General features: G+C 40.2%; 17 protein-coding genes and 8 tRNA genes. 11 read left to right on the top strand and 14 right to left on the bottom strand.

From position 1 onward, the window contains the following. Positions 1 to 167: 167 nt before the first annotated feature. From L6471_RS01570 to L6471_RS14100, 5 genes are all read right to left on the bottom strand, one after another. A tRNA-Gly gene (locus tag L6471_RS01570) sits at positions 168 to 240 on the bottom strand. Between the two features lie 6 nt (positions 241 to 246). Next, positions 247 to 319 (bottom strand) — tRNA-Pro (locus L6471_RS01565). A 9-nt stretch (positions 320 to 328) separates the two neighbouring features. After that, positions 329 to 402, bottom strand: a tRNA-Asp gene (locus L6471_RS01560). 258 nt (positions 403 to 660) lie between these two features. Further along, complete coding sequence (locus tag L6471_RS01555; RefSeq protein WP_074614461.1) at positions 661 to 1,407, bottom strand: CPBP family intramembrane glutamic endopeptidase; 747 nt, start codon at positions 1,405 to 1,407, stop codon at positions 661 to 663. A gap of 267 nt (positions 1,408 to 1,674) precedes the next feature. After that, positions 1,675 to 1,800, bottom strand: a complete 126-nt coding sequence (locus L6471_RS14100) for a hypothetical protein (RefSeq protein ID WP_262914073.1) — start codon at positions 1,798 to 1,800, stop codon at positions 1,675 to 1,677. Positions 1,801 to 2,495: 695 nt separating this feature from the next. On the opposite strand from L6471_RS14100, the gene L6471_RS01550 reads away from it, so the two are divergent. From L6471_RS01550 to L6471_RS01520, 7 genes are all read left to right on the top strand, one after another. Next, on the top strand, positions 2,496 to 2,675 hold the full coding sequence (locus L6471_RS01550) for a tetratricopeptide repeat protein (RefSeq protein ID WP_006281887.1): 180 nt from the start codon (positions 2,496 to 2,498) through the stop codon (positions 2,673 to 2,675). A gap of 52 nt (positions 2,676 to 2,727) precedes the next feature. Next, positions 2,728 to 2,964 (top strand): indolepyruvate ferredoxin oxidoreductase subunit alpha, encoded by a 237-nt coding sequence (locus L6471_RS01545; RefSeq protein WP_074549939.1) that lies wholly within the window; start codon positions 2,728 to 2,730, stop codon positions 2,962 to 2,964. 6 nt (positions 2,965 to 2,970) lie between these two features. Next, positions 2,971 to 4,056, top strand: a complete 1,086-nt coding sequence (locus L6471_RS01540; protein ID WP_237797095.1) for a 3-methyl-2-oxobutanoate dehydrogenase subunit VorB — start codon at positions 2,971 to 2,973, stop codon at positions 4,054 to 4,056. Further along, positions 4,049 to 4,819 carry a thiamine pyrophosphate-dependent enzyme gene (locus tag L6471_RS01535; RefSeq protein ID WP_027454241.1) on the top strand — a complete coding sequence of 257 codons (771 nt, stop codon included), beginning with the start codon at positions 4,049 to 4,051 and terminating at the stop codon, positions 4,817 to 4,819. The genes L6471_RS01540 and L6471_RS01535 overlap by 8 nt, the downstream gene beginning before the upstream one ends. A 47-nt stretch (positions 4,820 to 4,866) precedes the next feature. Next, a complete protein-coding gene (locus tag L6471_RS01530) occupies positions 4,867 to 5,403 on the top strand; it encodes a 2-oxoacid:acceptor oxidoreductase family protein (RefSeq protein WP_006281890.1) in 537 nt (178 codons plus the stop codon). A gap of 73 nt (positions 5,404 to 5,476) precedes the next feature. Next, on the top strand, positions 5,477 to 6,478 hold the full coding sequence (locus L6471_RS01525; RefSeq protein WP_074550011.1) for an aminodeoxychorismate synthase component I: 1,002 nt from the start codon (positions 5,477 to 5,479) through the stop codon (positions 6,476 to 6,478). Further along, entirely contained in the window at positions 6,462 to 7,073 is a 612-nt protein-coding gene (locus L6471_RS01520; RefSeq protein ID WP_237797094.1) for an aminotransferase class IV, read from the top strand. Before L6471_RS01525 ends, L6471_RS01520 begins: the two co-directional genes overlap by 17 nt. A gap of 71 nt (positions 7,074 to 7,144) precedes the next feature. Here the strand turns inward: L6471_RS01520 and L6471_RS01515 are convergent. The 5 genes from L6471_RS01515 to L6471_RS01495 form a co-directional block, all read right to left on the bottom strand. Beyond that, a tRNA-Gly gene (locus tag L6471_RS01515) sits at positions 7,145 to 7,217 on the bottom strand. A 14-nt stretch (positions 7,218 to 7,231) separates the two neighbouring features. Further along, positions 7,232 to 7,315: transfer RNA gene (locus L6471_RS01510), tRNA-Leu, on the bottom strand. Between the two features lie 29 nt (positions 7,316 to 7,344). After that, a tRNA-Pro gene (locus tag L6471_RS01505) sits at positions 7,345 to 7,417 on the bottom strand. A 34-nt stretch (positions 7,418 to 7,451) separates the two neighbouring features. Beyond that, positions 7,452 to 7,524: transfer RNA gene (locus L6471_RS01500), tRNA-Pro, on the bottom strand. A 9-nt stretch (positions 7,525 to 7,533) separates the two neighbouring features. Beyond that, positions 7,534 to 7,607, bottom strand: a tRNA-Asp gene (locus tag L6471_RS01495). Between the two features lie 204 nt (positions 7,608 to 7,811). On the opposite strand from L6471_RS01495, the gene carB reads away from it, so the two are divergent. Then, on the top strand, positions 7,812 to 11,042 hold the full coding sequence (carB, locus tag L6471_RS01490; RefSeq protein WP_237797093.1) for a carbamoyl-phosphate synthase (glutamine-hydrolyzing) large subunit: 3,231 nt from the start codon (positions 7,812 to 7,814) through the stop codon (positions 11,040 to 11,042). Between the two features lie 78 nt (positions 11,043 to 11,120). Here carB and L6471_RS01485 read toward each other — a convergent pair whose 3' ends face one another. Further along, positions 11,121 to 12,590, bottom strand: a complete 1,470-nt coding sequence (locus tag L6471_RS01485; RefSeq protein ID WP_237797092.1) for a hypothetical protein — start codon at positions 12,588 to 12,590, stop codon at positions 11,121 to 11,123. A 360-nt stretch (positions 12,591 to 12,950) separates the two neighbouring features. On the opposite strand from L6471_RS01485, the gene L6471_RS01480 reads away from it, so the two are divergent. Continuing rightward, positions 12,951 to 13,253 carry a hypothetical protein gene (locus tag L6471_RS01480; protein WP_237797091.1) on the top strand — a complete coding sequence of 101 codons (303 nt, stop codon included), beginning with the start codon at positions 12,951 to 12,953 and terminating at the stop codon, positions 13,251 to 13,253. 52 nt (positions 13,254 to 13,305) lie between these two features. Further along, positions 13,306 to 13,968, top strand: a complete 663-nt coding sequence (locus L6471_RS01475) for a hypothetical protein (RefSeq protein WP_237797090.1) — start codon at positions 13,306 to 13,308, stop codon at positions 13,966 to 13,968. A 23-nt stretch (positions 13,969 to 13,991) separates the two neighbouring features. On the opposite strand, the gene L6471_RS01470 is transcribed toward L6471_RS01475, so the two are convergent. Beyond that, positions 13,992 to 14,375, bottom strand: a complete 384-nt coding sequence (locus L6471_RS01470) for a rhodanese-like domain-containing protein (protein ID WP_237797089.1) — start codon at positions 14,373 to 14,375, stop codon at positions 13,992 to 13,994. 4 nt (positions 14,376 to 14,379) lie between these two features. After that, positions 14,380 to 14,679, bottom strand: coding sequence for a glutaredoxin (locus L6471_RS01465; protein ID WP_027454249.1), 300 nt, complete (start codon positions 14,677 to 14,679; stop codon positions 14,380 to 14,382). A gap of 745 nt (positions 14,680 to 15,424) precedes the next feature. On the opposite strand from L6471_RS01465, the gene L6471_RS01460 reads away from it, so the two are divergent. Then, positions 15,425 to 16,522 (top strand): glycerate kinase family protein, encoded by a 1,098-nt coding sequence (locus tag L6471_RS01460; protein WP_237797088.1) that lies wholly within the window; start codon positions 15,425 to 15,427, stop codon positions 16,520 to 16,522. Positions 16,523 to 16,731: 209 nt separating this feature from the next. On the opposite strand, the gene L6471_RS01455 is transcribed toward L6471_RS01460, so the two are convergent. Beyond that, positions 16,732 to 19,257 carry a glycoside hydrolase family 127 protein gene (locus tag L6471_RS01455; RefSeq protein ID WP_237797087.1) on the bottom strand — a complete coding sequence of 842 codons (2,526 nt, stop codon included), beginning with the start codon at positions 19,255 to 19,257 and terminating at the stop codon, positions 16,732 to 16,734. Positions 19,258 to 19,696: the final 439 nt, after the last annotated feature.

Below are 19,696 nucleotides of genomic sequence, written 5' to 3'. Positions count from 1 at the left end.
TACTTAGTTACTTATACGCTGTTGTTTTTGTATCAGCAAAGAAAATAAAAATTTGCTAATCTCAACAATTTGTAAGCTTACAAAAAATAAGAATCATACTATAAAACAAAAAGTGATTATGAATAAAATCCATAACCACCTCTTTTTTTATTATTAAGAAATATATGAGCGGAAAACGAGACTCGAACTCGCGACCCCAACCTTGGCAAGGTTGTGCTCTACCAACTGAGCTATTTCCGCAATTTGTAGGGAAGACCGGACTCGAACCGACGACCTCCTGGTCCCAAACCAGGAACACTACCAACTGTGCTACTTCCCTATTCTGATGCGGTGCGTACGAGACTCGAACTCGTGACCTCCTGCGTGACAGGCAGGCATTCTAACCAACTGAACTAACGCACCATTTTTTAGACCTATTTAAGCCCTGCATCATTTCTTGATTGCGGGTGCAAAGGTAAGACATAAAATCGAAACTACCAAACTTTTTCCAAGAAAATTTCAAAAAAAACATATTTTTACCTTCAAAAAGCTCGGTAACAAAGTATTCAGGCCATGTATCTTGTTCAATTCCTTGCCATTATACTTATATCCATGAGATAGATTGGTAGCCCAATAGTCTCTTCCATCAATATGGCTCTGGAATATCATGATTTAAAAACATTACTGTCTACTGAACTTCATATAAAGCTTGTGCGAAAAATAAGCCGTCAAAGCGAGACCTGCCAATGATAAGCAGATACTAATTAATACATGTCCGGTGAAGACAGAGTAGCCTAGCTCAATAGCTAATAGTGTAGTGATACTATTGCTGATGACATGCAAAATGATGGTATAGAGCAAATTGTGTGTTTTAAAATAAATGTAACAATATAAGACAGAAAGAGGAAAGGCGAACAATATTTGCAATGGAAGCCAATGCATTATGGAGAAGATTAGAGATGTAGCCAAAATGGCTGTCAGCGGTTTATATTGGCTCAATAAGCCCCTTAGAAAAACACCCCTGAACATGATTTCTTCTGATACAGGACCAATAAGGCATATTGCCAAAATTGAAAGAAAATCACTTGAATCTTGGGTGTTGCCATCTTTTATAATGCCAAACAAAGGGAAAGCTAACAGAGCCGTAAATATGACATTAAGGAGTAATGCATGGCCAAAAAAGGAGAAATCTTTGACAGACCATCCATCATGATGCCAACCCTTAACACGGTTAACAAGACAGGATACTCCTACGACAAATACCGCCATAATAAATACAATAGCCACTTCTATAAATCGTTGGCTAAAAGACTTCTCTATCAAGATTGACATGATAACACCAATTGGTATTATAGACAATATCAATAGTGCAATAACTTCCCAAATTCTGTTGGGGAAAAACTTGCTCACATTATTGTTTTCTAACATATGATATTAATTTACACCTTTGTATGGTGTCAGGTTATTTTAACTAAGCGTAAAGGTAAGACTAACAAATCTTCTTTATTACTGCAAAGATATCAAATTATTTGATTTGCAAAAAGAAATTTTAATATTCTATCAAAGAAAAATGATCACCAAGATTGCTTACATCTCTGATGATACTTCAATATATGGTAAGAGGGGGTGTGCCAATTTAGTTTTTTTTGCACACCCTCTATTAAAATCAGATTCTAGTTAATTAGAAAATGATTATCAATCAAAGATTGCATTATGAATTAATACAACTCCATTGTAACATGCTTCACCAAAGTAGATTAGAGGATTACTTGTGCCTGACCAATGTGTCTTCCATTTTTCACCACCGTTAATCTGTTTCATCTCTTCAGCTGTCAAGCTGTGTACAGAATCTTTTAAATAATTTTTCATTTGATCTTGATTAAAAAGTTAATAATGTTAGATGAAAGAGTAAGTTCAACCTCTTTACAATTGCAAATTTCGAGAAGTATAGTGCAATAGAATTGCACTATACATATTTTAACACTATTTCCTTTACTCTATTCTGAAAAACTTCTATTACTTGATAAACTTGAGTGAAGTAAAATTATACGCGAGAAAAGTAGATAAAGCGTGAAAAAATAGACATAAAATGGTCTTAAAAGTGTAAGAAAACAAGAAAATAGAACTTTTTTGCGATTTTTTTTGAGAAAAACTTGCAGGAATAAAAATAAAACACTACCTTTGCACCCGCAAATGAGACAAGGTCCCTTCGTCTATCGGCTAGGACGAGAGATTTTCATTCTCTAAAGAGGAGTTCGACTCTCCTAGGGACTACTTGTTAATCGCTTCAATGAAATTTTCGTTGAAGCGATTTTTTATTTCTCCCCTTTCGAATTCTTTACTATCCTGTTTTAACTCTACCAAGAACATAACTATTTTATTACATATTTTTGCACATAACAAAAAGGATGTGTGCAAATTGAGAAAGAAATACACTTCATATTGCAAAAAAATTAAAGAATCTTTCTTTTTTCACCTTATATATATATAACTTTGTAATTATGAATGAATCGTCAATGACAAGTGAAGAATGGTATCAGCAGGGAAATGTATATCGCAAAGAACAAGATTTCCAGAAAGCGATGCATTGCTACATGGAGGCTATTGCACTAGATCCGAATAGTAAAGCTGTTGAAGCCAAGAAGATGCTGGAAGATATTTACAGCTTCTATTGTAAGGATATGTATAATCCATAAACTTGTACTCAGACATAACGGGAAAAAAGAATTAGATTAAAACAATATAAAAATGGGAATAATCAAAGGCGCTATCGTCGTTAATACAGACAGATGCAAAGGTTGTAGCCTTTGCGTTGTAGCCTGTCCGAAAAATTGTATTTCGATAGCGGAGAAAAAGGTAAACGTTCACGGTTATCCTTATGTTGAACCTAATGCACAGAGTGACTCGTGTGTAGGGTGTGCTTCGTGTGCTATCGTATGTCCAGATGGATGCATAACTGTGTATCGTAAAAAAACAGAAGATTAACCTGATATGAATCAAGAAGTAAAATTAATGAAGGGCAACGAGGCTATCGCCCACGCTGCTATCCGTTGTGGAGCTGACGGTTTCTTTGGCTATCCGATAACTCCCCAAACTGAAATTATAGAAACTTTGGCTGCTTTGAAACCTTGGGAAACCACTGGTATGGTGGTATTACAAGCTGAAAGCGAAGTGGCTGCTATTAATATGATTTATGGTGGTGCTGGTGCCGGTAAACGTGTACTCACCACTTCTTCTAGCCCTGGCATCGCCTTGATGCAAGAGGGTATCGCTTATATGGCTGGTGCCGAGGTGCCTGGCGTCATCGTAAATGTACAGCGTGGTGGTCCTGGTCTGGGCACTATCCAACCATCTCAGGCTGACTATTTCCAGGCTACTCGTGGTGGTGGTAACGGTGATTATCAGGTTATCGTACTGGCTCCAAACAGTGTACAGGAAATGGCTGATTTCGTTGACTTGGCCTTTGAACTGGCTTTCAGATATCGTAACCCTGCTATGATTCTAAGTGATGGTATCATCGGACAAATGATGGAAAAAGTGGTTTTGCCTCCGATGAAGCCTCGTCGCACTGAAGAGCAAATTAAGAAAGAATGTCCTTGGGCTACTATCGGTAGGACTAAGGACCGTCAACCTAATATCATCACTTCTCTGGAACTGAAGCCTGAAGAAATGGAAAAACGAAACCTTGCCCTTCAGCAAAAATATGCACGCTGTAAAGAACGTGAAGTACGATTCGAAACACAGCAATGCGATGATGCTGATTATATCATCGTAGCTTTCGGTAGTGCTGCCCGTATCGCTGAAAAAGCGGTTGAAATCGCTCGTGGTGAAGGTATCAAAGTGGGACTGTTCAGACCTATTACACTCTGGCCTTTCCCTGAAAAACAGATAGCAGAACTGGCGCAGAAAGTTAAAGGTATACTGGTAACTGAAATCAATGCCGGACAGATGATTCAGGATGTAAAACTGGCAGCTAATGGGGCTACGCAAGTACGACATTTTGGTCGCTTAGGGGGTATCGTTCCTGAACCACAGGAAATTGTTGACAATCTCAAAAAAATGATGAATCATGAATAGCGATATAATAGCACCAGAAAACTTGGTGTACGAGAAACCTAAATTGATGAACGATGTGAACATGCATTATTGCCCAGGCTGTTCACACGGTGTGGTACATAAGCTCGTGGCTGAAGTCATAGCTGAGATGGGCATGGAGGATAAAACGGTGGGCGTCAGTCCGGTTGGTTGTGCTGTTTTCGCTTATCGCTATATTGATATCGACTGGCAGGAAGCTGCTCATGGTCGTGCTCCTGCTTTGGCTACTGCTATCAAGAGACTTTGGCCAGACCGCTTGGTGTTTACTTATCAGGGCGATGGTGATATGGCTTGTATCGGTACAGCAGAAACGATCCATGCTTTAAATCGTGGCGAAAATATTACCATTATTTTTATCAATAATGCGATTTATGGTATGACAGGTGGACAGATGGCCCCTACTACACTGGTTGGACAGAAAACTTCTACTTGTCCGTATGGTCGCGACCCTGAACTTCATGGTTACCCGCTCAAGATGCCTGAAATAGCTGCTCAGCTTGAAGGTACTTGCTATGTAACCCGACAGAGTGTGGAAACGGTTGGCGCTATCAATAAGGCGAAGAAGGCTATCCGTAAAGCTTTCGAAGCTAACATGGCGGGTAAAGGCAGTTGTCTGGTTGAGATTACTTCTACCTGTAGCAGTGGTTGGAAAATGTCTCCGATAAAAGCGAATAAGTGGCTCGAAGACCATATGATGCAGGTTTATACAAAGGGTGATCTAAAAGATACGACAAAACAAGAATAAGTCAGCGTGATTGGTGATACTGACTTCATGTGGAAAATTATACGTCAATGAAAAAAGAAATCATTATATCTGGATTTGGTGGACAGGGAGTTCTCTCTATGGGTAAGATCTTAGCCTACTCTGGGCTTATGGAGGATAAAGAGGTGACTTGGATGCCAGCATACGGTCCTGAACAGCGAGGTGGCACGGCAAATGTAACGGTCATTATCAGCGATGAACGTATTTCGTCGCCGATTTTAAGTAATTATGATGTTGCTATCGTGCTCAATCAACCATCACTTGATAAGTTTGAATCTAAGGTAAAACCGGGTGGTATTCTGATTTACGATGATTATGGTATACTCAACCCTCCTACTCGTACTGATATTGAGATTCACACTATCTCGGCTATGGAAAAAGCTGCCGAGATGAAAAATGCGAAAGTGTTTAACATGATCGTATTGGGTGGTTTGCTCAAGGTATGTCCTATCGTACCCGACTCTGCACTCGAAAAGGCTCTTTATAAGACGCTGCCTGAACGTCATCATGATCTTATTCCGCTGAATATGAAAGCGGTAGAAGAAGGTAGACATATTATTGCATAATAAAATAAGCTATAGCCATCTCTTGAGGACTCTAATCCCTTAGGAGATGGTTTTTCTAATGATAAATGGTATCATGAAGTTCTTGAAAAAAGAAGAATTACTGAAAAAAGATGATATAGCTGCCAGGATGAATGAACTGGCAAGACTTAACATCCCTTTCCTTTTCGTCATTAACTATGACAGAACACAAGCATATATTGAGCCATTAGATAGCATCGACCCCAATACAATCATGTATCAGTTTGGTCAGGAGGGGAATATTCCTGACCATAGCTATCTTCAAGAACACAAGTTAGAATGGGATTTCTTACGCCCTGACCGCAAACAATATCACGATAGTTTCAATACGGTTGTTTCAAATGAGAAGGCGGGTAATAGTTATTTGGCCAACTTGACATGCAAGATTCCTATACATACCAACTTCACTCTGAAAGAGATATTTTTACGCTCATCAGCACGGTATCGACTCTGGATTAAAGATACCCTTGTTTGTTTTTCTCCGGAGATATTTATTCAAGTAAAAGGAAATGAAATCAGTTCTTTTCCGATGAAAGGTACAATCGATGCCACACTACCTGATGCACAGAACCTACTGATAAACAATGCAAAGGAAGCTGCTGAACATGCTACGATAGTAGACTTGATACGTAATGATCTCAGTATGGTGGCCAATCATGTGCATGTACCGCGTTATCGCTATGTAGAACGACTCGAAACGAATCATGGTGCCATTCTTCAAACGAGTTCTGAAATTAGAGGAAATATCCTACCTTATTATCACCAACACCCAGGCGATATGCTGATGAAACAACTTCCTGCAGGAAGTATAACGGGTGCGCCGAAACCGAAAACGATGGAGATTATCCATGAGGCTGAAAACTATGACCGCGGCTTTTACACAGGGGTTATGGGGATATGGAAGGATGGCGATATCGATAGCGCTGTCATGATACGATTTATCGACCAAGAAAATAATAAGCTGTATTATAAAGCGGGCGGTGGCATAACAGCGAGGAGTGATGAGGAAAGTGAATATAACGAAATCATAGAAAAGATATATGTGCCAATTTGTTGAAACCATAAGAATTAAAGATGGCGTTGCCATGAACACTCGCTATCATATCGAAAGACTGAACAAGACTAGAAATCATTTCTGGCCTTCAAGTAAACCTATCTCTGAATCGGAACTTCTTACCGATATACCTCAAGTCATGGGTCTGCAGAAGGCTCGTGTGGTATATGACGCATCTGGCATTACGCTTCGTGAATATCATGCGTACACCATTCGCGACGTAAAATCTATCTGTGTGGTAGAAGATAATAGGATAGACTATACTTGGAAAAGTACGGATAGAAATGTACTTACTGCACAACGCGATAAAGCTCCAAAGTATGATGAAGTGATTATCATTAAAAATGGTAAAGTTACCGATACTTCCTATACGAATCTCTGTTTTTATGATGGTCATCGCTGGCTCACTCCTGATACTCCCCTACTCAAGGGTACTATGCGTCAGCATTTGCTCGACGAGGGAAAGATAATAGTATCGCCTATAACGAAAAAAGATATAGCTTCATTTGAAAAAGTGGCTCTTATCAATGCCATGATGGATTTGGGCGACTTGATTCTCCCTATCAGTAGCATCGACTTTACACCTTTGCGCATTTAGCGAGAAACTGTTAATATGCACAAAAACAAAAAAGGTGACTATGAACTAAATTCATAATCACCTCTATTATGAGCGGAAAACGAGACTCGAACTCGCGACCCCAACCTTGGCAAGGTTGTGCTCTACCAACTGAGCTATTTCCGCATTTAAATATCAAGTGAAGAGGAGGAGACTCGAACTCCCACGTCACAATTAACACTACCCCCTCAAAGTAGCGCGTCTACCAATTCCGCCACCTCTCCGACTGGTATTTAAAGCCTTATGATAATAGTAGGGAAGACCGGACTCGAACCGACGACCTCCTGGTCCCAAACCAGGAACACTACCAACTGTGCTACTTCCCTATTATACAATACTGAACTTACCTTTCAAAATTAGTAGGGAAGACCGGACTCGAACCGACGACCTCCTGGTCCCAAACCAGGAACACTACCAACTGTGCTACTTCCCTATTCTGATGCGGTGCGTACGAGACTCGAACTCGTGACCTCCTGCGTGACAGGCAGGCATTCTAACCAACTGAACTAACGCACCATGAAAAGTAATTTCTCAATTGCGGGTGCAAAGGTAACACTTTTTTTTAAACCCACAAACTTTTTCTATGTTTTTTTCTAAAAAAATATTCATCAAGTTATTTTTTACGACTTTCCTACCTTATTTTTCCCTTTTTATTCGTGATTATTTATATATTTGTTGCGCAAACTAATATTTCTAATATCCAAGATTATAAACTAGAAGATGAAGACACAAGTAAAGAAAGTAATTGTACTGGGGTCTGGCGCCCTCAAAATCGGACAAGCTGGTGAATTTGACTATTCAGGAAGTCAAGCTCTCAAAGCCTTACGTGAAGAAGGTATAAAATCGGTGCTGGTTAATCCTAACGTTGCAACCATTCAGACGAGTGAAGGGGTTGCAGACCAAGTGTATTTCTTACCTGTAAATACACACTTCGTTACCGAGATTATTAAGAAAGAACGCCCCGATGGTATCCTGTTAGCTTTTGGTGGACAAACGGCACTTAACTGCGGTACAGAACTTTATAAAACGGGTGTACTGAAAGAATATGGTGTGCAGGTGCTGGGTACTAGTGTAGAAGCCATCATGAACACAGAAGACCGTGACTTATTCGTCAAAGCGCTGAATAAGATCGATATGAAGGTTCCTGTATCTCAAGCTTGCGAAACTCTCGACGAAGCCATTGCTTCAGCCCGCAAGATAGGCTACCCGATCATGATTCGCTCTGCTTATGCACTGGGTGGCCTCGGTTCTGGTGTATGTCCCGACGAGGCAACATTTAAAGAGATTGCTGAGAGTGCTTTCACCTTCGCCCCTCAAGTTTTAGTGGAGGAAAGTCTGAAGGGATGGAAAGAAATCGAATTTGAATGTATTCGAGACGCTAACGATCACTGTTTTACCGTAGCATCAATGGAGAATTTCGATCCATTAGGTATCCATACGGGTGAGAGTATTGTAGTGGCCCCTACTTGTTCGCTAACTGATGAGCAGGTGAAATATCTGCAGGATATTACTATCAAATGTGTTCGACACCTCAATATAATAGGCGAATGTAATATTCAGTTTGCTTTTAATGCGGATACGAATGATTATCGTATCATCGAAATCAACGCTCGATTAAGTCGTTCTTCTGCCTTGGCATCTAAGGCCACCGGTTATCCTTTAGCTTTCGTTGCCGCTAAAATTGCCCTTGGATACACACTTGATCAGATTGGTGAAATGGGTACTACCAATTCTGCTTATACAGCTCCTTCTCTTGACTATTTAATCTGCAAGATACCTCGCTGGGACTTAACCAAGTTCTCGGGTGTAAGTCGCAAGATTGGTAGTTCGATGAAGTCTGTCGGCGAAATCATGTCTATCGGCCGCAGTTTTGAGGAACTCATTCAGAAAGGTCTTCGTATGATAGGACAAGGCATGCATGGTTTTGTAGGTAATGAACACATCCGATTTGATGATCTTGATGAAGAACTGGCCAATCCTACCGACCTTCGTATATTCGCCATTGCTCAGGCACTCGAAGAAGGATATACCATAGATCGTCTATACGAACTCACCAAAATAGATGCTTGGTTCTTGGAAAGACTCAAGAATATCGTAGACTATAAACGGGTATTAGAGGGGTACAATCGTCTGGAAGATCTCTCTACTGATGTACTTCGCCAGGCTAAAGTATTAGGTTTCTCTGACTTTCAGATAGCTCGTTTTGTCTTGGGCAAGGTTGAGGGGAATATGGAGAAAGAGAATCTGGCGGTTCGTGCTTATCGCAAAAAACTGGGTATCTTACCGGCCGTAAAACGTATTCCTACGGTAGCCAGCGAACATCCTGACCTGACCAATTATCTCTACATGACTTATGCCGTCGAAGGATATGACATCAATTACTATACCAATGAGAAATCGGTTATCGTACTTGGTTCTGGTGCTTACCGCATCGGTAGCTCTGTAGAGTTCGACTGGTGCTCGGTTAATGCTGTTAACACCGCACGCAAGTTGGGCTATAAGAGTATCATGATCAACTATAATCCAGAGACCGTAAGTACCGACTATGATATGTGCGACCATCTCTACTTTGACGAGCTCTCTTTTGAGCGAGTGCTCGATGTCATTGATTTAGAAAATCCGAATGGCGTCATCGTAAGTGTAGGAGGACAGATACCAAACAATCTGGCTATGAAACTCTATCGCCAGGGTGTACCTATTCTCGGAACTTCTCCGGTATCTATCGACCGCGCCGAAAACCGAAGCAAATTCTCTGCCATGCTCGATAAACTGGGGGTAGACCAACCAGAATGGAGTGCACTGACCTCTCTAGAAGATGTGAAAGAATTTGTAAATCGTGTAGGCTTCCCTGTATTGGTTCGCCCATCGTATGTGCTCTCTGGTGCAGCCATGAACGTATGCTATGACAACGAAGAACTAGAACGCTTCTTGGCATTGGCCAGCGAAGTAAGTAAGGAATATCCGGTGGTCATCTCTCAATTCATGCAAGACACCAACGAGGTTGAATTTGATGCGGTAGCACAGAATGGTGAAATCGTAGAATATGCGATTTCTGAACATGTGGAATATGCCGGAGTTCATTCTGGCGATGCTACGATGGTATTCCCGGCTCAGAATATCTCATTCGCTCAAGTACGCAATATTAAGAAGGTATCACGGGCGATAGCTAAGGAACTGAATATATCGGGACCATTTAACATTCAGTATCTCGCCAAAGGGCGTATTCTCAAGGTTATCGAATGTAACCTTCGCAGCTCTCGTTCATTCCCATTCGTATCTAAAGTGCTCAAGCGCAACTTTATAGAGACAGCTACCAAGATTATGCTGAATGCGCCTTATAGTAAACCAGACAAGAGTGAGTTTGATATCGACAGAATAGGTGTAAAGGCTTCACAATTCTCATTTGCTCGCTTACAGAATGCCGACCCTATACTGGGTGTAGACATGAGTAGTACGGGTGAAGTGGGATGTATAGGCGATACGCTCGAAGAGGCTTTGCTCGATGCACTCATCGCCACAGGTTACAAGATTCCATCAAAAGAAAAAGGTATCATGATTTCCAGTGGTGGCGCCAAAGAAAAGGCTGCTCTACTCGACTCTGCCATCATGCTTGTGAAAGCGGGCTATACGATCTATGCATCAGAAGGAACAGCTCGTTATCTGAACGAAAATGGTGCAAAGGCTACCGCTGTGGCATGGCCAGACGAACATGTGAAGGGTGAAGAAAACATTATGGATATGATACACGACCATAGATTTGACTTGATTATCAATATTCCGAAAAATCACTCCAAACGTGAATTGACCAATGGCTATCGTATCCGTCGTGGTGCTATCGACCACAATATTCCGTTGATTACGAATGCACGTCTTGCCTGTGCATTTATTGAGTCGTTCTGTACATTAGGTCTAAATGACTTACAGATCAAGAGTTGGAAAGAATTTGAGTAAAATATAAATCATAGACAAATCGCAGTGAGAATTAAATAAGTCTCACTGCGATTTTTTTAAGGACGCTAAAATTCAATATTATTTCAACTCGAAAGATCCTACCTGGATGATGTCTTCTTTATTCTGTTTTCCAATATTTAGAATAGCAAAATTACCGCCTCCCTTACTGAAGAAATGACTATTTATCTTAATATTCTGAAAACCTTCTGGTGTAGTTTCCGTCATTTTACCATCACGCGTACAACTACGTAATGTGCCTGTTCCTACTTCTGTATCTGGTACATCTATCAGCCAGTATCGGCCTGCGAATGGGAAACGAACACTTAAGCCACCATCCGTAGTGACGCCTCCTAATATAAAGAATTGTTTTTTAACGGCCATACTGCCCCAACTACCAAAGGTAAGGTTGCTACCATCTGCATCGGCCCAAATAAACTCCCGATTGAAATTTACTTCAAAACGGTTATATGGATCGCGCGGATTCTTGTCGGTAGGTACGATATAAGAGCCATCTGCCATGGTGATAACATTATTCATTTTTACAGGTCGATTGTTATACATTAACAAGCACGACCAAGGAGCTCCAGGCAATGATAGGCGACCTTTCTCGATAGCCTTTTTGGATGTAAGATCACAATCTAAGGTAATATAATCATTGGTCAGAGCAAATGCTCCTGCATACATACCGTGAATATTTCCAACAAAAAGGCCCAATAAAATATGATTATCATCATAACTCATCACATTAGGACGTAAAGCCAAACCGTTCACAGGTGTTTCGATATCCAAATGTTGTTGCCCATCCTTGGATATGATATCTACAAACATTTGCACAGAGTAATCTGCTGTAGCTAAACCAGCTTTGCCAAAATTAAGTTTAGACTTATCTCCATCATAACGACGAGCATTATTAAACAGGGTTCTAAAAGCCGTTATAATTACTTTTCCATCATCAGTAACTTCCATGTCGGCCTCTAAAGATGTAGCCAAATTCTTAATATCTGGATGAGGCAGCGCTTCACAGGTGGTCAATATGTTAAAATCACGGTCGAATATATAGAGTTTATGACAAGTTATAAACTTCTTAACATAATTCGTCAACAATGCAATATATTGCCCATTCTTCGAGACGCTCAAATAATAACTATCAAAAACATCCTTACGCTTTTCGGTCAAAGCCTTTTGCCCCTTTGCTGCGAACGTGTTCGCATCATAAGTATTATACTGAAGTCCGCCGATATTTGAATCATATGATAATACAGCTATCTCTTGCTCATTAGAAAAGATATTCATCAGGGTAAACTGCGTATTCTTATGTTGCACATACTGCTTTACATTGCCATTAACATCAAGTCTTACCAAATGTAGTTTGCCCTCTTTAAAGGAGTAGATGATAAACTCATCTTGATAATTACTCAGTACATTCCAATCTTTACCCTTCATCTCTTTAGGCATAGGAACAGCACTCTTAAAACTCACTACAGCCTCTTGAGCTGACATAGTCATGGTCATCAAGGCCATTGTCAAAATAAATAATAATCTCATCATGGTCTTTGAACTTGTTTTGATGCCTACAGCCTCCATATTCGGCATTTGTAAATACTATATCATAAAGCCTAGTTCACAATATCAACACGCTGATATCTAGGGCATTGGAGAATGGTTAAAGATAGGTTATTTTTAAATATATTCCAAACTTTTCAATAGGAAAATATACACCTGTTTTCTAGTGTGCGAGCACAAGCGTTTTTATCGTGAACCATCAAGAAATAAGTACGCTAAAATTATGGATATTTAGAATAACAAACTTATACAAAATAACAGGATAACACCATAAAACGATAATGGTGTATAGAAAAAGAATCATCAGAAAAAAAGATTTTTAATAACTATTTGTATCTTTGCAATATGAACAAATCGAAAACTTTTATAAAAATCATAGTTCGATTCATCGCTGCATGTCTATTACTGATAGGGCTGATGGCTAATTATATCCCTTTTGATAATGAAGACGAGATGGAACTTCTTGACTCGAGCTATCATTATGAGCTTAAGACTATGGATGCTAACTTAAAAACCGTGGTACAAGAAAGTGGTCTGGAACATACTCCGTACTGCCCTACGCTGTATCCTTATACCTGGAGACTCAGATACCGCATCCTTCTATTGAAAGAAGGCATCGAGAATGCATTTTTTACTTTTTACTTGTAAATGTCGTTTATTTTAAGTACTTTTGCTTAAGATTTGACATTCTATATCAACTATGAAATACAACAAATGGTTCTCTGGATTAATGATGCTGCTAATAGTCTGTTTAGCCGATGCCTGTAGCGACAAAAAGATAACAACTCATGAAACTATCAAAAAGTTTTATGATATCAAAAACATAGAATATTATTATCTGGATCATGACAGTATCAAAAACGATTTGTGCTTTCAGTTTGTACCTAGTAAAAAAGGAATCATTATCAATACCAGATTATTGTCGGAAGAAACTGATGACGTTAAGTGTATTGGTAAAAAACCTAACTCTCATCAGTTCCTACATATTTTACGTTTAAGTCTGAAGTCGGCTTCACAAAAATATAACTTCCGCCGACTGGAGAGTATTACCATGTCATCACTCGCCTATCCCAAACTGGCTGCTGAGTACGCGAAAAACTACCAGAGAATCGCTAAGAACCCTCTTCATCCTACTCAAGAAGAGATTGAAAAAGCAGTAGCGGAAACTTCACTTCGACAAGATTTGAATGAAATTTTCAGTAGCTATAAAATAAGGGTGACGAATATCGAGCGACTACCAGATTACAAAAGTATTATCGTAAATAAGTCGAAATACATCAATAGCTGCGATAAGGATGCGACTGTAACCTATCCGTCTGAGCTATTCGACGATGCTTTTATCATACACCTTAAAAGGTGGTAAAATATTTCATCGCTGTATACGCTTTACTCTTTCGTAATAGGCATATTGGCAGCTCGCCAGGCCATAATGCCCCCCTTCAGATTAACACATTTATACCCGACTTCGGCCAACCTGCTGGCAGCATTGGCTGAACGACGACCACTACGACAATAGACGGCAATCTTTCGGTGAAGCGGTAAGGTGGCTTTAGCCTTCTCCACAAAATCACTTTGTCCCTGATCTATCAAAATAGAATTCTGGATATGTCCCTCTGCATATTCACTGTTCGTCCTTACGTCGAGTACTACGACACTGGTATCAGTGAGCAGCTTAGCAAACCCTTGAACATCGACATTCTCAAAATTCTGTTGGGCACAAGCTGTGGTCAGACCAAGTGTGGCCAACATACACATAAAAAACTTCTTCATATACTTAACATCCTCTTCCGTCTATACTACAAGTTGCACCCTCCTCTTGTGGTCTAGGTTCAAGACCCACATCCTTTGAATAGAGTGTTACCGTTCCATCTTCGAGCACATAGCATGGAATACCCAAATCGTCCGCAGCTTTAGCTTCATCAAATGCAGGATTCGTATCACGCAATTTGATAAACTCTTTTAGATTCCTCACGTGCTTACCAATGTCTATCACTTTGAAATTAGGATTATCTACCACCTGTTTTTCTACATATTCGCAGTCGGGGCAAGTTTCCATCACATACATTTTAATCATAATTCTTACTCTTTATATTACAAATAATGTTATTTATTGCAACAACTAACCGATACGCGGTCTATTCATTATTGCAATAAAGCGCTAAGATACCTACTATCTTTTGTGAAATTACAAAAAAAATCTCATTCACACTCTATTTTTTCTATTTTTGAGAATTTATTTGCTTTTTTTAAAAGCTAAGATAATTGAATTTATTTGACATTAGGCGCCTTGAGGTTTGCGTATTTGGATTCGGTATGCCAGATGGTCTCAAATATGAAAATTATGCGGTATATTTGTAACTATCTGAATATCAACACGTTACAGACTTAACGTTTCGTCGGTTAAAAAAAGGGGCGCCAAAACCCAAGCTCCTAGGGGTCAAAAGCTTAGGGTTGACGCGATAAGGTCATAGAGTTTAGCGAACAAAGTCTTAGGTTTCGACCCCCAGGAGCTTGGGTTTTGGCGGGAGAGAAAATCGAGGGGTGGAAAAAAGTCCAAAGAGGCTAACCAAAAGTTGAATATTTTGAGCTAGATGACGATTTTTAGTGACGATGTTTTTTTGATATTTTATTTGACATTCTTTCCTGTACGGACAACGTTCCGTAGCCGTAATTGTTGATATCTAAGCAGCCATTATATCTCTTTCCTAAAAAAAATATGTAAATTTGCTAAATAATCGACCAGGATGAATACCGATGCGTATTTATTATTGCAGGTCGAGAAACATAACGTGGTAAGATAGTAATAGAAATAGAGAAACATGAAAATTATCATAGCCATAGATTCGTTTAAGGGATGTCTCCGCTCTACCGAAGCAGGTATGGCTGCAGCAAAAGGTATAAAAGATGCCATAAAAGATGCTGATATACAAATACTTACAGTAAGCGATGGAGGCGAAGGGTATCGAGAAGCCTTCTGTGATGCTGTAGATGGAAATAGCATTGAAGTGCCTACACGAGATCCGTTGATGCGACCTATTACGGCTCAATATATGTTAAAAGACAAACTGGCGGTTATTGAGATGGCTGAAGCAAGCGGACTTACTCTGCTTTCGGAGAAAGAACGCAATCCGATGCGGACTACGTCTTACGGTACAGGTCTGCTTATCGCTGATGCTGTAAAACGGGGAGCCAAACATATTATTATCGGTTTGGGAGGTAGTGCTACCAGTGATGCCGGAATGGGGATGCTTAAAGCGCTCATAGATACCTTTGCACCTCATGGCAACTGGAATAGTATCGAGGAGCTTGATGATGTAAAGTTTACAATTGCTTCTGATGTAAAGAATCCACTTTGTGGTAAGTACGGGGCTGCGGCTGTATTCGGACCGCAGAAGGGCGCTACGCCGGAAATGGTAAAGCTGTTGGACGAACGGGCACGAAAGTTTGCTGAAATTTCAGCTTCCCACTTTGGTTATGATAAGCAGAATGAGGAAGGTGCAGGAGCGGCAGGTGGTTTGGGCTATGCACTGATGCAATATTTGCATGCTGACTGTAAACCTGGTATCGAATTATTGCTTGAAACGCTTCGGTTTGACGAACTGACCCAAGATGCAGACTTGGTTATTACTGGGGAAGGAGCTGCTGATCGACAAACGCTAATGGGTAAACTGCCAATAGGTATATTACATCATGCGGGCCAGGCTAAGGTGTGGCTGATAGCCGGTAAGATAAGTGACCATCAGGAACTTCTGCAGGCTGGTTTCAACCAAGTTGCCTGTATTAATCCACCAGGAATCATTCTGGAAGAAGCAATGAAACCGGAAATAGCAACAAAGAATATCCAAAATACGGTCAGGGAAATGCTTAAAACCAAGTTTCTGACCAATGAAGATATAGCATCTAAACCAAGAGAATAAAATGTTTCTGACCGATTAAAATCATGGATTCTGACGAAAATAAGTGGAGAGTGAAAAATGTAAAAAAATATTAAACCAAAAAGCATAAAAAACGCTGGATAGCCATTCGATTTGAAAACAATAATATTAATATTATATGGCTTCCAGCGATAGTATGTCTCTTGACAATGCAAAAGTAATACAATTTTTGGTTTGCACCAAATAATTATTTAATTACTTTTCAATAATCTCAAATAATAAAATCCAGGACAAGGTGTAGACGATGAAGCCGTCAGTTTAACTGCAACTTTCTCTTTTACCTTACCTTTAGCATCTACCAACAAGTTAGCAGGTATCGGATACTCTACATTAAAGAATATTCCTTCAGCTCCTTCCACATGAGAAGGTATCTTGATATCAGCTATTTTTACTCCATCTACCGTAAGCGTAGCCATACGTCCACGGTCGCTTGTGGCAAAACGACAAAGCAGCGACAAGCCATCCTTCTGTTTATCCTTATTATATAAGGCATATTGGATATAGCCATTAGGTTGTGCATCACGATAGGTTTCGCCATGCCAGTTACCACGATTACTGTCATCACTATACTTATACTCATGTCCGGCTTCACTCTGCTGCTCACCTGTTGCCACAAAGTCGATCGTACGTGCGTCGAGTGCCTGACGGGCAGCTTCATGCATGGCAATATCACTCTTGGCATAGTTACCTAAGGTCTGCTGATACCAGTAACACATATAGCGTGAATGGTGGATGCTATAGAATGGTTTCAAAGTAAGCGATTTCCACGCATAGTTACCAATCAGAGAGTCTGTGCGAGAAGCATCAATGGTGAAGGTAAGTTTACTAGGGTCAAGCGTTTTCACACGACGGAGAACCTCACTACGATCACCAATGAGCATCGGTGCACTGATCAGACTTTTACTGCTACCGACAGCACCAGGAGAGTGATCCATTCGGCCATCACCAGCATACTCATTCTGCAATTTTTCTACCTGTAAACCTGTAGCACGTGCTTCGGCCTCATTCTGTGATGTGGTCTGAGCGCCCAACAGTATCGGTCCATACTCCAAAGCGATATAATCCTCATAATTCGGACACGCTTCCTGGCGCAAGGTCATCGGAATATCGACAGTGATAACATCTCCTTTTTTCCATTTACGCTCGAGTGTCGCATAAGCAGAAGTTCCTGCTGATGGAATATTCAACTGCTGCGTCTGGCCATTTACCTGGATACGATAATCTGATGTCGTCCACCATGGTCGACGAATGGCGATGGCATAACGTCCAGACTTTTCTATCGTAATCGTGGTCTTAGGCTCGTAAGGATAATTCGTTTGCTGAGTCAGTTTAAACTTCTTACCATCAAGTTTGCTTGCCGTAAAAAGATTTACATACAAAGTACGGTCACCATCATGAGTATATACGAAATGGCCATATTTACTATGATTCTCCATACCAGTACCCACACAGCACCACATACCCTGGTTAGGCACACTATAGATACGATACCCCTGTGGGCGTAGTGTGGTAAAGTACACATAGCCACCCGTCTGAGGATCCTGAGTAGACAAGATATGATTCCACATGGCATACTCATAAAAATCAGCATAACCAGCATCATGAGTACGGTCGCTTAACATCTCAGAGAGTTTAAGCATATTATTGGTATTACAACTCTCTGGACCTTCGAGGTTATCGATATAGCGATTACTGTTAGTCTTAGATAGGAAATGCTCAGATATACTATTACCACCGATACATACCGTACGATGATGAGCTACATCTTGCCAGAAGTTTGAAGCAGCAGTAGCATACTGTAATGCTGCAGGATCTTCCTCTACGATACGTTCGAACCCGATATACTTAGGAACCTGTGTGTTAGCATGACGATTATCGAGGAAAGTAGCATTGAGCGACTGCAAACCCTCTAACATTTCGCGCTGGCTATACTTCTTAGCCGCTTCGAGATAACGAGTATCCTTAAATATAGCATAGCAATCGGCCATACTCTCATTGATACCACCATGCTCGATGGTTAACATCTTCTGCATATCAGCATCGCTTACCTTAGCGATAAGTTGAGTACACCAGTCTGCCATCTTCTTCAGCATTAACTTAGCATCCTGATTATGCGCATAAAGATACGCATCACGCAGACCAGCCATCACCTTATGTTCACAATAAAAAGGCACCCATCCACGATGTTGCCAGATACCTGAGATATCGCCTTGATAGAGTTTCTCCCAATCTTCATTGATAGGCTGTCCACCGATAAAGCCATAAAGCCCCGTGGTATTCTGATCGAAAGAGTTCTGACAATCTTTCAAAACATCAATCATGTAAAGAAGACGAGACTGTAGGCGCTCCTTGGTGGCAGCATCTTGACAAGCTGCATAAGCCATAGCCAGCGCTGAAAGATAATGCCCGCCAATATGACCAGAAAGGTCAAAGCCGTCACCACCCCAGTTTTTAAAGTTAGGATGCTTCTTCTGCCAATCAGCATAACGACCTTCGTGCAAACCCGCCTGACGAACAAATGGGGTAAGCAGTCGATCCACATCGTAAGCTAGTAACGTGTTAAAATTGATTTCCATGGCCGATTTCATCGGACCATCAAGAAGTTGAACATCCTGAAGATCAAAGTGATTCGGATAAATTTGACTCTGAGCCTGCACTGACAGCGACGCTGACATCCATAAAGCAGACATGAATACGATTGGTTTTAAAGGTTTCATTTCTTAGGTTAAATGAGTATCAAAAATATGGTTTATTGCTATATGAGTGCAAATATAACACTTATTTGTTAATTAGGCAATAATGTAATCATAAAAAACACAAAAAAAAAGCGGTGGACTTCACAGCCTCCCGCTCCAAATCTTCAATAGGTATTAGCTTTTATTTAAGGTAAAAAGATTGTATTTAGGATAACACTGCAAAGATAGCAACTTTTATTAAACAACCAAAATTTTAAACCTGTTTTTTTAAAGAAAACATAATTTTTCTGCATTTTTCGACAAATAAATTAAAAAATTGTCATATATAACCATATTATTCTCATCAAGAACAGTTTATTATGCAAATAAGCATAAAAAAAGGCTTGACCTAAAATAAGAAATTTCAGATCAAGCCTATTTATTGATATAACTCAAGCTATTGTGAATCAATAGCGAGCAT

The sequence above is a fragment of the Segatella bryantii genome, from assembly GCF_022024215.1.
GTDB classification, from domain to species: Bacteria; Bacteroidota; Bacteroidia; order Bacteroidales; family Bacteroidaceae; genus Prevotella; species Prevotella bryantii.
The sequence above is the reverse complement of the archived record's forward strand: the minus strand, read 5'-3'. Positions and strand labels throughout refer to the sequence as shown.